Genomic DNA, 15,179 nt, shown 5'->3' on the forward strand with positions numbered 1-15,179 from the left:
TCAAGCAACAGCGCCGTATTGCCACCCGCTATGACAAAACCACCCTGTCCTTTGAGAGCTTCCTCAACCTCGCCGCCACGCGCCTATGGCTGAAGTCTTTTGTCAACACGGCCTAGCAGATCCGAGCGTCTCTTATTCACGGTCGCGCAATGGCACTCGAAGCTAACTTCCCGACCCAAGCCAGTGGTTGTCATCGTCGTGGCGGAAATCCGCTTAAGTTCGCCAACTTCCTCCAGAACCTTTTTTCGGATCTTATCGGGGTCGCCGTACTCGTGAATTGGATCATCACTTTGTTTCGGAATGCTGACGTGCAAGGCGAGCTCCGACAATGCGTTCCAAAGGCTGGTAATCCGCTTTGGGTTCAACCCGACCTGGGTGCCAATTTCGACATAATCGTAATCGCTTGGCGCCACCCCGTCCCGGAGTGATTCTGTGGCAACGGATAGCGTCACCGTTGCGCCGGCGTTTCGGTCGACATCGGTGATGAGCTGGCCAACGATCTTTGCAGGTTGCCAGCCCTTCAGATCCTCATGGGCGATGTAGCCATGACACTGCCTCAAGCGATCGTAACAGGCGCGCTCCAACGCAAGTCTCGCTTGGAGGGCGGCCTAGGTCACGCTTCCCTCATCGCCTGCCTCAAGCAGATTTTCGATTCGCGCGATTGCGGGCTTCAGGTCGATCATCGCGGCCCCATCCAGAAACGCCGATGGCCGATTCTTACCCCCTGCTTTCCATGCTTATTCCGTACGGGGTTCTCGGCATGGCGCTAACTGTTTGAAAAGCTGGTGCACCCGACAGGATTCGAACCTGTGACCTCTGCCTTCGGAGGGCAGCGCTCTATCCAGCTGAGCTACGGGTGCGTGTGAACGGCGGTTAGCAACAGGGGAGCGGCCCGCCAAGACAAAAGCGCGCCTGCTGTGAAGGCTTTTGAACTTTCGGTAATCCCGGACGTCTAGTCGCCGGCGGGAAGCTGGTGCAGTTCCTTGCCGTCAGCCTTCCGGACCGTGACGTTGAAGCCGCCTTTGCGAGGATCGCGCAGCGGATAATACGTCAGGTCGATCCGGTCGCCTGCACGAAGCGAGTTCTTCGACCAGCCGGCGCGCGCCAAGTGATTTGGGCTCATCCCCTCAAACGCCCAGCGTTCCGTCTTGCCGTCCTTGCCGGCCGCGGTGACGTAGAGGAACGTGTGGGGATTGGTCCATTCCCACTTGGTGACCGTGGCGTTGGACAGCGTCACTTCCTTGCCCCATTCGAACATCGCGGTCGAATGGTGGGCGATCGCCGGGATCGAAAAGGCCGCGACGCCGGCCGCTGTAACACTCCCGGCCACAGCCAGGCGAACGAACATCGTTGGCATTCTTCTCTCCTGGACCCGGATCTTGCGTCCGGTGAATTCGCGTCGGTCCCTGCCGTCCCCGGTTCTCTGCCCGGAAGCGATCCGCTTTCCTTTCACCGTATTTTCCGGACACAATCAACCCGTTGCTTGACTTCGCAACGAAAAAGACAGCAACCTTGCGAAAAGCAGAGGATTGCGGAGGGACAGGATGCCAGTCATTTTCAATCGCGCGGCCGTTGCCGCGGGGCTCGCGCTTGCCGTGTCGGCGGGACCGGCGGTAGCGCAAGATGCCTCGGCGAGCGCTCCCATCCCCCGCGCGAGCGGTTATGCCGGCATCGCCGCCCTGCCCGACTGGAGCGGAGTGTGGAACCCTGAATGGTCGCTGCTGTTCGGCGCCAACGGCCGCCGCCCGCTGGAGCCGAAGCTGACCCCGGCGGCGCAAGCGAAGCTGGACACGTTCAACGCGGAAAAAGAGCAGGGCCTCCACCTCCAGGGCCAGGACGCCAACTGCGTTCCGCCCGGGATGCCGCGCATCATGCGCATGCCGTACCCGATCGAGTTCATCTTCTCGCCCGGCCGGGTGACGCTGTTCAACGAAACGTACAGCCAGGTGCGGCGTATCCATACCGACGGACGGCCGCTGCCCGAAGATCCCGATCCCTTCTTCAACGGCAGCTCGATCGGCCACTGGGAAGGCGACACGCTGGTGGTCGATACCATCGGCTTCCATCCCTCGACCACGATTGCGGAAGGTGTCGGCCACGGTCCGAACATGAGGATTCGCGAACGGATCCGGGCTAAGGCGCCGGACGTGATCATGATCGAGACGACGATCACCGACCCCGATACGCTGGCGGAACCTTTCGTGCAGACGATGGCCTACGAGCGGCAGCCCGGCTGGGAAATTCGCGAATACGTCTGCAATGAAAACAACCGCGACGCCGCCGATGAGCAGGGCCGCCCTTCGATGGACCTGGGCCTCGACGGCGGACCGGACGATCCTTTCGGCCCATTGCCGGCGGATCAGTAGGTCGCAAATCAGGGCTGACGTGACGGCAACAACGAGCGGTCTTTCCCGATTGCAAGGGACGAACCTTTCATACAGGCCGTGCGGCATGGACACGAGGACAAGCGCAATTCTCCCAGGGCACACTTTGGAAGCGGGCAGCACTTTCCCGATTTACCGGGATGGGGGAACGACGCCCGAAATCCAGTTCACCGTCTCACTGGTACTCGTCGCGCGGCGCTGGCGCGCGCTGCTCGATGAGCGGTTGCGCCACATCGCCCAGAGCTCCGCGCGAATGGAAGCAATGGCGGCGATCATCAATGCTCCCCTCAGCGCGCAAGTGGACATCGCCCGGCGCCTGCGGATCGAAGGCCCGACGCTTACCCGCATGCTCGCCACGCTGGAGGCGGACGGACTGGTCGAACGACTGGCCGATCCCGGTGACCGGCGCGCCAAGCAGCTGCGCATCACCCCGTCCGGAGAGCAGGCGCTGGAGGAGATCTTCGGGATCGTCGAGGAACTAAGAGCCCGGCTGCTCGAAGGGGTGCCGCCGGAAATGATCGAAGTGCTCAATTCCTCCCTGTCCGGGCTGCTGGAGCGGCTGGACGCAGGATTGCCCGACGAAGCGGAGCAAGGCTGATGCGCGGCGGCGACGGCGATTCGGGCCAGCCGGTCAATTCGCGCGGCACGGTGGCCGATGCGATTGCCGCCGTGCTGAAGCGCGAAGGGGTGGAGATCGTCTTTGGCTATCCACGCAATCAGATCCTCGAAGCTGCGGCCCGGATCGACATCCGTACGGTGATTGTCCGGCAGGAGCGGACTGGGCTCCACATGGCTGACGCGATCAGTCGGATGACCAAAGGTGCGAAAATGGGCGTCTTCGTGATGCAGCAAGGGCCGGGGGCGGAAAACGCGTTCGGCGCGGTGGCCCAGGCGTTCTCCGAAAGTGTGCCGGTGCTGGTGATGCCGCAAGGCTATGCCCTGTCGCAGATGCACGTGCCGTTCAACTTCAACTCCACTCGTTCTATGGCGAGCGTTGCCAAGCATGCCGAGCCGCTGACCAGCGCGGAGCAGGTGGTGCCGGTAATGCGCCGCGCGTTTTCGATGCTGCGCAACGGCCGCCCGCAGCCGGTGGTGATCGAACTGCCTTATGATATCCTGCAGCAGCCTTTTTCAGGCACGCTCGATTACGCCCCGGCCAAGGTGGCGAAGTCGCAGCCGTCGCACGAGGGGATCGAAGCGGCGGCCGAGCGGCTGATCGCGGCGGAAAATCCCGCGATCTACGCGGGGCAGGGCGTTCATTGGGCTGAAGCGTACCAAGAATTGCGCGAACTGGCCGAACATCTCGCGGTTCCGGTGATGACCAGCCTACCAGGCAAGAGCGCGTTCCCTGAAACGCACCCGCTTTCCCTGGGATCGGGCGGCAACGGGATCAACGGCGCGGTGCGCAAGTGGCTCGACGAGTGCGACCTCCTGTTCGGAATCGGCTGCAGCTTCACCGCCACTTCCTTCGGGCTGACAATCCCGCCGGGAAAGCCGGTCATCCATGCAACACTCGATCCGATCGATATCGACAAATCGATCCCGTGCGAGGTTGCGCTGGTGGGGGACGCGAAGCTGACCTTGCAGGCGCTGATCGGCGCGGTGAAGTGCAGGGTGCCGGTTCCGCGCGACTGTTCTCCGGTGGCGGAGCGGATCAGCCGGGTACAGGCCGAATGGCTCACGGCGTGGTTGCCCAAATGCACACAGGCGACGAGTCCGCTTTCGCCGTACCGCGTGCTGTGGGACCTGCAGCGCACCGTCGACGTCGCAAACACGATCATCACCCACGATGCCGGATCTCCCCGCGATCAGCTGGTGCCGTTCTGGAAGACCGTGACCCCGCACAGCTATATCGGCTGGGGCAAGTCGACCCAGCTCGGCTATGGACTAGGCCTGATCATGGGTGCCAAGCTGGCGTTTCCCGACAAGCTGTGCATCAACGTCTGGGGCGATGCGGCGATCGGGTTCACCGGCACGGACTTGGAGACTGCGGCGCGCGAACGCATTCCGATCCTGTCGATCCTGCTGAACAATTCAGCCATGGCGATGGAAATTCCAATCATGCCGGACGCTTCGGAAAAGTACCGCGCGACCGACATATCGGGCGACTACACCGGATTTGCCCGGTCGCTTGGCTGCCATGCCGAACGAGTCGAGGCAGCAGACGACATCGTCCCCGCAATCCGCCGCGCAATTGCGGCGACCGAGCAGGGCCGGCCGGCGCTGATCGAATTCATCACCGAACGCGAAACGGCGATTTCGCGCGGGTAAGCCCTGCGCGATTTTAGGTTTTCAAAGAATCCTGCAGCCGGCGGTTGCTGATTTGCTGGTTTTTGAACGCGTGGATTTCACACCTGTCTCCACCTCTGCTCCATCGAAAGTACCTCCCTCCCGCCGGCTGAAAATTTCGCGGGAGACCTGGCCGGCGAGAGTCCGCTTCTCTGTCTCTGGTTGCTTCCGCGATCCAGAACGTCCCCGGCTGATCCCGGGCTAGACCGATCCGATCGTCGTCGGCCGCCACGCCTTTGGCGACCAGTACCGCGCGACCGACTTCAAGGTGCCCGGCCGCGGCAAGCTGCGCTGCATCCAGACCGTCGAAAGCGGCAAGATGACCAAGGACCTCGCCTTGCTGATCGGTCCGGACCAGAGCTGGATGACCACCGAGCAGTTCTTCGAGGCGATCGTCGAGAACCTCAAAAAGGAAATGGCGAACTGGACCCTGATCGCAGCGTAATCAGCTCTCCGGGTCGGTTGGCCTTATCGTCGCCGCCCGATTGCACTGGCCCCGCTCTGAGAAGGGCAGGGCGTTTTTCAATCCCGAGTTTCAGGGCTGGGGGAATCTCTCAGGAATACGTGCTGCGCTGTTGAGACACCGGATGAGGCAACTCGGCACGACGGGACGTTCTGCGGGCCAGAGGAGCAGGGCGGGTACGAGCAACATCGATGGTTGCGGATATAAAGATATCCTTATATATGATCACGCATGCGCACCGAGCAAGTCATTGCTGCCCTTGCGGATCCGACCAGACTGCGGATCATGCGCCTTCTGGCGCATATGGAACTGGCAGTCGGCGAGCTTGCGCAGGTTCTTGGCCAGAGCCAGCCTCGCGTATCGCGTCACATCGCCATCCTGTGTGACAGCCGCCTCGCCGAGCGGCGGCGTGAAGGAAGCTGGATATTTCTCCGCCAGTGCGTGTCGAAGCATTCTGGCAGGCCCCTTTCCGCAGCCATCGCAGGCCTGCTTGATGCAGCGGAAAAGGAAGACGAGGCATTTGCTGCGCGCTGCGCCGAGGATCGCCGTCACCTTGCTGCGATCCGCGAGGCCCGCGAGAAGAACGCCGCGGAATACTTTGCCCGGCACGCCGGGGAGTGGGATCAGATCCGGGCGCTCCTGGGTCCCGGAAGTACGGTTGAGGCAGCGCTTGTTGGGAGCCTCGGTCGCGACGACAGGCTGGGACGTCTTCTTGATGTCGGCACAGGCACAGGCCGTATAGCCGCCTTGCTCGCCGACAGATGCTTTCACCTCGTCGGGTTCGACAAGAGCACGGAGATGCTTCGGCTGGCCAGGGCGAAGCTGCAGGATCTCCCGGTCGAGAAGTGGGAGCTCGTCCAAGGCAACTTCAATGCGCTGCCTTTTGAGGAAGACAGCTTCGACACGATTACCCTGCACCAGGTGCTTCACTACGCGCAGGATCCTCTGCGAGTGCTGAGGGAAGTGGCGCGGGTCTGCCGATCGGCTGGCCGCGTCCTGATCGTGGATCTGGCGGCCCACGAGCGCGAGGAGCTGCGTAAGCGGCACGCGCACGTCCGGCTCGGGTTTTCGGATGAGCAGATGCTCGAGCTCCTCAGCGAAAGCGGCTTTGCACCAGACCCGCCGATTACGCTTCCGGGCGAAGCCCTGACTACCAAGCTGTGGACCGCTTCGCGGGCCGCGGCAACCAAAGTACCATCGAAGCACCAGCAGGCAAAAGGAACGACGACATGAACCAGACTGTCGCCCAGATTCGCACCGGCGAGGCGGAATCGCGCATTCCCGAAGCAGCTTCTCTCGGGAGGGTGCAGAACCTGCTCCCCTCGCGCGCCGACCATGTCGGATCGTTCCTGCGCCCGAAGGCGGTGCTCTATGCTCGCCAGGAACTGGCGGAAGGGCGGATCGGGCCTGACGAGCTGCGCGCGGTCGAGGATGCGGCGATCGCCGAGGTGGCGAAATGGCAGGAGGACCTGGGCCTGAAAGTAATCACCGACGGGGAGTTCCGGCGGTATTTCTTCCACACCGATTTCTTGCTCCAGCTTTCGGGCGTGGAGGAGCACGGCGGGATTGCCAAGGCGTTCAAGAACGATGCCGGCAAGGACGTCCATTTCGCGCCGCCCAAGATGGTCGTGACCGACAAGGTCGCCCACACGAAGCCGATCCAGGTGCGCGACTTCGCGTACTTGAAGTCGGTTACCACCGAAATACCCAAGGTTTCGATCCCCTCGCCGACGATGCTCCACTTCCGCGCCGGCCGGCAAGGCATCCCCGTTGATGTCTATCCCGAGATGGACGCGTTCTACGCCGATGTCGCGGCCGCCTACCGCAAGGAAGTGGCGGCGCTGGCTGAGGCGGGCTGCCGCTATCTCCAGATGGACGACACGAACCTCGCGTATCTGTGCGATGAGGAGCAGCGCGCCGATGCCCGCGCGCGCGGGCTCGACCCGGACGATACCCCGCGCCAGTACGCGCAGCTGATCAACGACAGCTTCCGCGATTGTCCGCAGGACATGATCCGGGCGATACACTTGTGCCGGGGCAACTTCCGCTCGAGCTGGGCGGCCGAGGGCGGTTACGAGCCGGTGGCCGAGATCATGTTCAATGAGCTCGAAATCGACGCCTTCTTCCTCGAGTACGACGATCCGCGCTCGGGCGATTTCGCCCCTCTGCGCTTCCTGCCGAAGGGCAAAACCGTTGTGCTCGGGCTGGTCACCACCAAGCTCGGTGAGCTGGAAACGAAGGACGCCATCAAGCGCCGGATCGAGGAAGCGACGAAATTCGCCGACCTCGACCAGCTCGCGCTCTCGCCGCAATGCGGCTTCGCGTCCACGGTCCACGGCAACGACATCACGGTCGAACAGCAGGCGGACAAGATCCGCCTCGTCGTCGAGGTGGCGAAGGAGGTTTGGGGCTGATCGGATGAGCGGGCGCAGGTCGCGCCCGCTCATCCCCGAGGCCGATTTGCACAGCGAGGGGCAGGACGTCAGAGGAGCACAGCTGCAAGCATCCCGCCCGAGATGGAAACCGCCGGTTCGCGTTTCTCTTGTGCGCACGGCGGAGCACCCTAACCCGTAAGAGCGTAGTAGATGGTTGAGATCAGCGTCGATACTTCTTCAGCAGATGCTGTATTGCTGCTTACGTGCTCGAGGATGACGTCAGTGGCATTGTCGGAGTAACTGCCCCTGTTACTCAGGTCCCGGTGTCAGTCTCGCTTCCGTCTCCAGCCAGGTTCCAGGATCAGAGGCGCTCGGGCGCGGCCACCAATCAGCCGAAAGGGAGGAGCGCTGACCGCCTTCGATTGCAAAGTGCAATTGCTGCGACAGCATCCCCGGAAGCGTTGCTTCCCCAAGCAGCTCATGCAGACCTGCAGAGGGTGGTCTTCGGCTCTCTTAAATGACAGGATTGGTCGGCGGGCTGGCTGCACCCGTTCAGAAAAAGGGTACGCTCGTGAGAGAAGCTTGGTTCAGCAGATGGACTCCGCTGATGCGCAGCGTGCTGCGCATCATGGCGGGACTCCTCTTCCTTGCGCACGGAACGCAAAAGTTTCTGTCGTTTCCGCAGGGTGAGCGAGCCGGTGAAGCGTGGGCGCTTTCCTCGCCGGGACACTATGCGGGGATCGTTGAACTCGTGGCGGGCTTGCTGATTGTGCTTGGCCTCTTCACGCGGCCAGCGGCATTCGTCGCGTCCGGGACCATGGCGGCTGCTTACTTCATCGCGCATGCCCCCCAGGGTTTCTTCCCGGTCAACAATGGCGGAGATGCGGCGGTTCTCTACTGTTTCGTGTTTCTTTATCTCGTCTTTGCGGGTCCTGGCCCGCTGAGCCTCGACGCTGCATGGAGGGGCCGGAAGGACGTCTGAGACGCGAACCGGATCCGCCTCGGGCCTAATCTCACATCAGAGAAGTTGCTCGACTTTGCGCCGAATAGCTTCGAGTTGGTGGTCGGCGTGAACCGGTCCGTCACTCTGCGTTCCCGATCAAGGAGGAAGTTGGTGAATTCCACTTGATCGCTTTGCTCCCGAGCAAGCCCGGTTTTTCCTCTTTGAGCCACCTGAACAGCGGTTGGCATGCGTGCCGCTCACTTCATCTTTGTCGAACACGGGCAAAGCGATGTTGTAGTTGAGCTTGCAGAATTTTACGAATTGCCAGTGGGTTCGAAGAGCCGAAGATGGGCCTGACTGCAATCAACTCGGAAAATCGCTGAAGCTCACCTTGAACAATTGCAGGGTTCTTCGAGGATCTACAGATCCGTCAGACGTCCAGATTGGCGACGTTCAGCGCGTTCTGCTGGATGAAGTCACGCCGCGGCTCGACGATGTCGCCCATCAGGCGGGTAAAGATCTCGTCCGTCACATCGGCGTCCTCGACCTTCACCTGCAACAAGGCGCGGTTGTCCGGGTCCAGCGTGGTTTCCCACAATTGCTCTGCGTTCATTTCGCCAAGACCCTTGTAGCGCTGGATAGACAGACCCTTGCGCCCGGCGGCGAGCACCGTGTCGAGCAGCTGGGTCGGGCGCGTGATCGCGCCGTCCCGGACAGCGGCGGGAGCCTGGTCCTCTTCGCCTTCCGGCGCGGGCTCGGCTTCCGGCTCGCTTTCCGCCTCGCCGCTTTTCACCAGCCGTACCGGCGCGGCATAAACCTCGGCCTGTTCCTGGCCCACGCGGTGAAGCTTGCGTGCTTCGGCGCTTGTGAGGAAGCTCGGCTCCACCCGGCGCACGTCGGTGACGCCGCGCCACACCCGGTCTAACCGGATATGGCCGTCCGCCTCGATCATCGCGCTCCATGCCGCTTCGGCATCGCTCATCTGCAATTGCCCGGCAGCGCGGTTCAACGCGGCGATCAGGCCTTCACGGTTCAGATCGGGCGCGAAGGCACCGGACAGAGCCATTGCCTCGATGATTGCCGGATCGTACTTGCGCGGCACGAAGCCCATCAAGCTGCGCAACCTCAGCGCGTGCTCGACCAGCACTCCCAGTTCGGCGCCGCCGCGCGCGCCGCCCTGCGTTTCCAGCACGCGCCCTTGCAGACCGCCTTCGACGAGGTAGCGATCGAGCGCTGCGTTGTCCTTCAGGTAGACCTCGGACCGGCCCTTGCTGACTTTGTAGAGCGGCGGCTGGGCGATGAACAAGTGCCCGGCCTTGACGATTTCCGGCATCTGACGATGGAAGAAGGTCAGCAGCAGGGTGCGGATGTGCGCCCCGTCGACGTCAGCGTCCGTCATGATGACGATCTTGTGGTAGCGCAGCTTGGCCAGGTTGAATTCGTCCCGCAGTCCGGTGCCCATTGCCTGGATCAGGGTGCCGACTTCGCGGGAGCCGATGATCCGGTCAAACCGTGCACGCTCGACGTTCAGGATCTTGCCGCGCAGGGGCAGGATCGCCTGGGTCTTGCGGTCGCGTCCCTGCTTGGCGGAACCGCCGGCCGAGTCGCCCTCGACCAGGAACAACTCGGACTTCGCCGGATCGCGTTCCTGGCAATCGGCCAGCTTGCCCGGCAGGCTGGCGATGTCCATCGCCCCCTTGCGCCGGGTCAGTTCGCGCGCCCGGCGGGCCGCTTCACGCGCGGCAGCGGCATCGACTACCTTCTGGATGATGTTCTTCGCGTCGGCCGGGTTTTCCTCCAGCCATTCGCTCATCTTGTCGCTCATCAGGCTTTCGAGCGGCTGGCGGACTTCGGAGGAAACCAGCTTGTCCTTCGTCTGCGATCCGAACTTGGGATCCGGCAGCTTGACCGAAACAATCGCGGTTAGCCCTTCGCGCATGTCCTCACCCGAAAGCTGGACCTTTTCCTTCTTCATCAGGCCCGACCGTTCGGCATAGCCGTTGAGCGTGCGGGTCAGCGCCGCGCGGAACGCAGCCAAGTGAGTGCCGCCGTCGCGCTGCGGGATGTTGTTGGTGAAGGCGAGGACATTCTCGTAATAGGAATCGTTCCATTCCAGCGCGACGTCGATCCCGATCCCGTCCTTTTCGGCGGAAATCGCGATCGGCTCCGGGATCATCGCCTGCTTGTTGCGATCGAGGTACTTCACGAACGCGGCAATCCCGCCTTCGTAGTACAAATCGTGTTCCGCCGGTTCCTCGTGCCGCTTGTCGCGCAGGAGGATACGCACGCCGGAATTGAGGAAGGCAAGCTCCCGGTAGCGGTGCTCCAGCTTGTCGAAATCGAACTCGGTGACGTTCTTGAACGTATCGGTCGAAGGCAGGAAGGTGACGCGGGTGCCCTTCTTGCCTTCCGGCCCATCGCCCACGACGCGCAGCGATTCGACGGCATTGCCGTGCTCGAACCGCATCCAGTGCTCCTTGCCGTCGCGCCAGACAACCAGTTCCAGCCATTCGGACAAGGCGTTGACGACCGACACACCGACGCCGTGGAGGCCGCCGGACACCTTGTAGGCGTTGTCTTCGGACGTGTTCTCGAACTTACCGCCGGCGTGAAGCTGGGTCATGATGACCTCGGCGGCCGAGACGCCTTCTTCCCGGTGGATGTCGGTCGGGATGCCGCGGCCGTTATCCTCGACAGAAACGGAGCCGTCGGGGTTCAGTTCGATCAGCACCAGATCGCAATGCCCGGCCAGCGCTTCGTCGATTGCGTTGTCCGACACTTCGAACACCATGTGGTGCAGGCCGGAGCCATCGTCGGTGTCGCCGATGTACATGCCAGGCCGCTTGCGGACGGCGTCGAGACCTTTGAGGACCTTGATGGATTCGGCGCCGTAGACAGCGGAACGGGGCGCGTTTTGGGGTGTTGCGTTCATGGCGCCCATATAGGCGCGAACGAGCCAATACCCAAGCTCTCCTGCCGCCCGGAAGCGCATTTTCAGTGCAAAATGCGCTGAAGGGCAAAGGATGCCGTAACGCGGGTGCAGGAAAGGCGCGAAAGGCGGTTGCCGGCTTCTTTCCTGACCCCGCTCTTGCGGTCGGCAGGTCCGTGAATCAGGGGCGGTTGGTGGCCCTGATCAGCCGGGGGTAAGATCATTCATTCGGGCTTGCGCGACAGCCAGCCAGAAGGTGCGGGAGGCGTGCAAGCCTCCCCAGCGCAAAGCTTGCTCAGAAACGCCAGAGATGCGGGATCGCGGTTTCGGAGGCGCTCTGGATGAAGCGGTCTAGGACACGCTTGGCGAAATTGATCATGGGGGTTTCCTGCTTTTGACGGGCAGCAAGCTCGCGCACCGTCAGGTGCGCGAGGTTTGCAGGCGTTCAGATCAAGGCAGCGGCAAACAAGACGCTGCTGATCGAAGCCGCCGCGATTGACGAAAAAAAGCGATGAGTGAAAATACGCACGACGTTCTCCTGGATGTCAGTGCCTTTTCAGTTATCGCCCTCCTACTCTTCCGCGGCGGCAAATGGTCGTCTCGAGCGAATGCTGCAAGTGCGAAAAACGATATAGGTGTTGCACCTTATGCAACAGGGCTAGTCGCGGTAGGCGAGCTGCTCGGTCGAGGCGATCCGGTCCAGTTGTTCCATTGCCGCGCTTTGCGCGTCTCCCCGGCAAGCCTTCCAGGCCGCCATGGTCTGGAAACTGCGAAGATCGGGGCGGACGCAGAGGGATGCGATGGCCGCTTCGATCCGGTGGCCCAGTTCGTCCATGCCTTCGGCGGTGGTCAGATCCAAGTCGTTGTAGGAAACTGCCTTGCGAGCGGTTTCTGCAGAGGCCGGCACGGCAGCCATGCCGAACAGGCAGGTGGCGAGGACATAGGAAGCCAATTTACGCATAACGGCAAACTCCTTGAATGTGGCGGTCTGCCTCTCCGACTTTCATGCTTATTTTCATGCTTATTGTATGATCATGTTTCGCCTCCGATTGTGCAGTGCGAAGAAAATTTCGCAAACGCAAAAAATGCTACGCGTTTTGCAGATTTCGCAACAGACGGATCCGGAACCGCGGCTTGCCCTGCTGATTACTCAAGACCGGCTGGACAGTCCTTGCTGCCTCGGCCTATCGCGCGGCCATGGATACTGCCCATCTCCCTGATTCCATCCTGATCGTCGATTTCGGCAGCCAGGTGACGCAATTGATCGCCCGCCGCGTGCGGGAAGCAGGCGTCTATTCCGAAATCGCTCCCTTCACGCAGGCCGAAGAGGCGTTTCACCGCCTCAAGCCGAAAGGAATCATCCTGTCGGGTTCTCCTGCCAGCGTTCCCGACGAAGGCAGCCCGCGCGCGCCGCAGGTGCTGTTCGACAGCGGATTGCCGATCCTGGGCATCTGTTACGGTCAGCAGGTGATGACGCAGCAACTCGGCGGTGAAGTTCGCCCGGGGCACGAAAGCGGCGAAGGGGGCGAATTCGGCCGGGCCTACCTGACGGTTAGCGACGAATGCGTGCTGTTCGACGGGCTGTGGAATGTCGGCGAACGGCACCAGGTCTGGATGAGCCATGGCGACAAGGTGACGCAGTTCGCCCCCGGTTTCCGGGTCGTGGCCACCTCGGAAGGCGCGCCGTTCGCGCTGATCGCCAACGATGAACGGCGATACTACGGCACCCAGTTCCATCCGGAGGTGGTCCACACGCCCGATGGGGCAAAGCTGCTCGCCAACTTCGTTCGCCATGTATGCGGCCTTGCGGGCGACTGGACGATGGCCGAGTTCCGCAAGACAAAGATCGCCGAAGTTCGGGAGCAAGTGGGGGACCGAAAGGTCATCTGCGGCCTTTCGGGCGGCGTGGACAGCGCGGTCGCCGCGGTTCTGATCCACGAGGCGATCGGAGACCAGCTGACGTGCGTGTTCGTGGATCACGGGCTGATGCGGTCGGGCGAAGCCGAGCAGGTCGTGTCCCTGTTCCGCAATTCCTACAACATCCCGCTGGTCCACGTGGACGTGGAGGATTTGTTCCTCTCTGGCCTTTCCGGCGTCACCGATCCGGAAGCCAAACGCAAGTTCATCGGCAAGACCTTCATCGACGTGTTCGAGGCGGAGGCGAAGAAGGTCGGCGGGGCCGATTTCCTGGCACAGGGCACGCTCTATCCCGATGTTATCGAAAGCGTGTCCTTCACCGGCGGACCATCGGTGACGATCAAGAGCCACCACAACGTCGGCGGCTTGCCCGAACGCATGAATATGAAGCTGGTCGAACCCTTGCGGGAGTTGTTCAAGGACGAAGTGCGCGAACTGGGCCGCGAACTTGGCCTGCCCGAAGCCTTTGTTGGCCGTCACCCGTTCCCCGGACCGGGTCTTGCCATCCGCATCCCTGGCGAAGTGACGAAGGATCGGTGCGACATCCTGCGCAAGGCGGACGCCATCTATCTGGAGGAAATCCGTGGCGCCGGATTGTACGACGCGATCTGGCAGGCTTTCGCGGTGCTGCTGCCGGTCAAGACCGTCGGTGTAATGGGCGATGCCCGCACGTACGACAGCGTCTGCGCCTTGCGCGCCGTGACCAGCACTGACGGGATGACTGCGGATGTCTATCCGTTCGACGCCGGGTTCCTGTCCCGCGTCGCGACCCGGATCGTCAACGAGGTCAAGGGCGTGAACCGCGTGGTCTACGACTACACCAGCAAGCCGCCCGGAACGATCGAGTGGGAATGACTTGCGACGGAAGGGCGGTCTACCAGGCGTAGCCCGCCGCCACCGCCCGTTCTTCCGCCTCGGTGCTTTGGCGGCCTAATGTGGCGTTGCGATGCGGGAAGCGGCCGAAGCGCGCGATCATCCCGTAATGCGCGCGGGCGAACGGCCAGCCGTAGCGGGGGCCGAGCCGGGCGAAGTATTCAAGGCTGCGCAGTTGGTCAGCGATCCGTTCGCTGTGCATCAGCGGCATTCCAAGGAACTGCCGCTGGTGCGGGGACAAGGCCGTGTCCCAGCCTTTGTCGAGCGCAGCGCGGGTGATGCGGCGGGCCAAGGGGTCGTACGCGAAGGCTTGGGGCGTATCGCGGTAGAGATTGCGCGGGATCTGGTCGAACAGCAGCACCGCGGCGAGCGCGGTTTGCGGATCGGTCAGGAAATCCTCGGCCTTGCAGGTGCGCAGCATTCGCAAGTCGGGTTCGAAGCGGCGGCGTAGCTCCGCATCGACTGCTCCGTTCACGGAGAACCAGTCCCCCGGCCCAAGCCGGTGAAACCAGTGGTAGAGCAACTCGGCCGCCCAGCGGCGAAGCGGGGCGGCCAAGGCGATCAGCTCTCAAGCTTCTTGTACGGCACGAAGTCGCCCAGGAACACGACGCCGGACATGAACCCGGTGTAGCGGTCCACCGTGCGGATGACGTCCTGCTTGCACAAGCTGCTGCTGAAGCGATCGATCACCAGGATGTCGCTGTCATCCAGCGAGCGGGGATCGGACGGGCGAGCGACCCAGACGGTGCTGCCTGCGTCATAGACCAGTGCGGTGCGATCGAGCACTTGCAGGTTCCGGCTGACCATGGCCGGAATGCAGCTTTGCGGCTGGCCGGGAACGCGGCCCTCCAGCATCTTGGCGAGGCGGGCCTCACCCCTCGCCTGCGAGGACGAGCTTCCCGCCATCGCGTGACCGGCGGATGCGCCGCCGAGAGCGAGGGAGGCTGCAGCCAGTCCAAGAAACAGTTTCTTCATGTCAAGACTCCTATCCTGGTCGCCTGATAGA

The 15,179-nt window shown here is 62.5% G+C and carries 13 protein-coding genes, 1 tRNA gene and 1 pseudogene; 8 read left to right on the forward strand and 7 right to left on the reverse strand.

The window, feature by feature from the left end; genetic code table 11:
- Nucleotides 1-783: 783 nt before the first annotated feature.
- A tRNA-Arg gene (locus ELY13_RS05530) sits at nt 784-860 on the reverse strand.
- Between the two features lie 92 nt (nt 861-952).
- Nucleotides 953-1,357, reverse strand: a complete 405-nt coding sequence (locus ELY13_RS05535; protein WP_126172905.1) for a DUF6152 family protein — start codon at nt 1,355-1,357, stop codon at nt 953-955.
- Between the two features lie 187 nt (nt 1,358-1,544).
- Between ELY13_RS05535 and ELY13_RS05540 the strand changes: the two genes are divergently transcribed.
- The 7 genes and pseudogenes from ELY13_RS05540 (at nt 1,545) to ELY13_RS05570 (ending at nt 8,493) form a co-directional block, all read left to right on the forward strand.
- On the forward strand, nt 1,545-2,366 hold the full coding sequence (locus ELY13_RS05540) for a hypothetical protein (protein WP_126172906.1): 822 nt from the start codon (nt 1,545-1,547) through the stop codon (nt 2,364-2,366).
- Nucleotides 2,367-2,451: 85 nt separating this feature from the next.
- Entirely contained in the window at nt 2,452-2,982 is a 531-nt protein-coding gene (locus ELY13_RS05545; RefSeq protein WP_164549705.1) for a MarR family winged helix-turn-helix transcriptional regulator, read from the forward strand.
- The gene (locus ELY13_RS05550; RefSeq protein WP_126172908.1) at nt 2,982-4,655 is read left to right on the forward strand and encodes a thiamine pyrophosphate-requiring protein; all 1,674 of its coding nucleotides are present in this window, start codon (nt 2,982-2,984) and stop codon (nt 4,653-4,655) included. The genes ELY13_RS05545 and ELY13_RS05550 overlap by 1 nt, the downstream gene beginning before the upstream one ends.
- 310 nt (nt 4,656-4,965) lie before the next feature.
- A pseudogene (locus ELY13_RS05555) lies at nt 4,966-5,118 on the forward strand (NADP-dependent isocitrate dehydrogenase); the annotation flags it as partial.
- Nucleotides 5,119-5,439: 321 nt separating this feature from the next.
- Nucleotides 5,440-6,369 carry a methyltransferase domain-containing protein gene (locus ELY13_RS05560; RefSeq protein ID WP_420897419.1) on the forward strand — a complete coding sequence of 310 codons (930 nt, stop codon included), beginning with the start codon at nt 5,440-5,442 and terminating at the stop codon, nt 6,367-6,369.
- Nucleotides 6,366-7,550, forward strand: a complete 1,185-nt coding sequence (locus ELY13_RS05565; protein WP_126172910.1) for a 5-methyltetrahydropteroyltriglutamate--homocysteine S-methyltransferase — start codon at nt 6,366-6,368, stop codon at nt 7,548-7,550. Before ELY13_RS05560 ends, ELY13_RS05565 begins: the two co-directional genes overlap by 4 nt.
- Before the next feature lie 568 nt (nt 7,551-8,118).
- Nucleotides 8,119-8,493, forward strand: a complete 375-nt coding sequence (locus tag ELY13_RS05570) for a DoxX family protein (protein WP_241233559.1) — start codon at nt 8,119-8,121, stop codon at nt 8,491-8,493.
- A gap of 391 nt (nt 8,494-8,884) precedes the next feature.
- Here the strand turns inward: ELY13_RS05570 and gyrB are convergent, their stop codons facing one another.
- The 3 genes from gyrB to ELY13_RS05580 all read right to left on the reverse strand — a co-directional run bounded on the left by gyrB (nt 8,885) and on the right by ELY13_RS05580 (nt 12,344).
- Complete coding sequence (gene gyrB, locus ELY13_RS05575; protein ID WP_126172912.1) at nt 8,885-11,386, reverse strand: DNA topoisomerase (ATP-hydrolyzing) subunit B; 2,502 nt, start codon at nt 11,384-11,386, stop codon at nt 8,885-8,887.
- Nucleotides 11,387-11,678: 292 nt separating this feature from the next.
- The gene (locus ELY13_RS15545) at nt 11,679-11,801 is read right to left on the reverse strand and encodes a hypothetical protein (RefSeq protein WP_277600635.1); all 123 of its coding nucleotides are present in this window, start codon (nt 11,799-11,801) and stop codon (nt 11,679-11,681) included.
- Nucleotides 11,802-12,041: 240 nt separating this feature from the next.
- The gene (locus ELY13_RS05580) at nt 12,042-12,344 is read right to left on the reverse strand and encodes a UrcA family protein (protein ID WP_126172913.1); all 303 of its coding nucleotides are present in this window, start codon (nt 12,342-12,344) and stop codon (nt 12,042-12,044) included.
- Between the two features lie 236 nt (nt 12,345-12,580).
- Between ELY13_RS05580 and guaA the strand changes: the two genes are divergently transcribed.
- The gene (guaA, locus tag ELY13_RS05585) at nt 12,581-14,155 is read left to right on the forward strand and encodes a glutamine-hydrolyzing GMP synthase (protein WP_126172914.1); all 1,575 of its coding nucleotides are present in this window, start codon (nt 12,581-12,583) and stop codon (nt 14,153-14,155) included.
- A gap of 19 nt (nt 14,156-14,174) precedes the next feature.
- Here guaA and ELY13_RS05590 read toward each other — a convergent pair whose 3' ends face one another.
- Nucleotides 14,175-14,729 (reverse strand): DUF924 family protein, encoded by a 555-nt coding sequence (locus tag ELY13_RS05590; RefSeq protein WP_126172915.1) that lies wholly within the window; start codon nt 14,727-14,729, stop codon nt 14,175-14,177.
- Between the two features lie 5 nt (nt 14,730-14,734).
- On the reverse strand, nt 14,735-15,148 hold the full coding sequence (locus ELY13_RS05595) for a hypothetical protein (RefSeq protein ID WP_241233560.1): 414 nt from the start codon (nt 15,146-15,148) through the stop codon (nt 14,735-14,737).
- Nucleotides 15,149-15,179 lie beyond the last annotated feature (31 nt).

This window comes from Altericroceibacterium xinjiangense (assembly GCF_003958635.1).
GTDB lineage: Bacteria > Pseudomonadota > Alphaproteobacteria > Sphingomonadales > Sphingomonadaceae > Altericroceibacterium_A > Altericroceibacterium_A xinjiangense.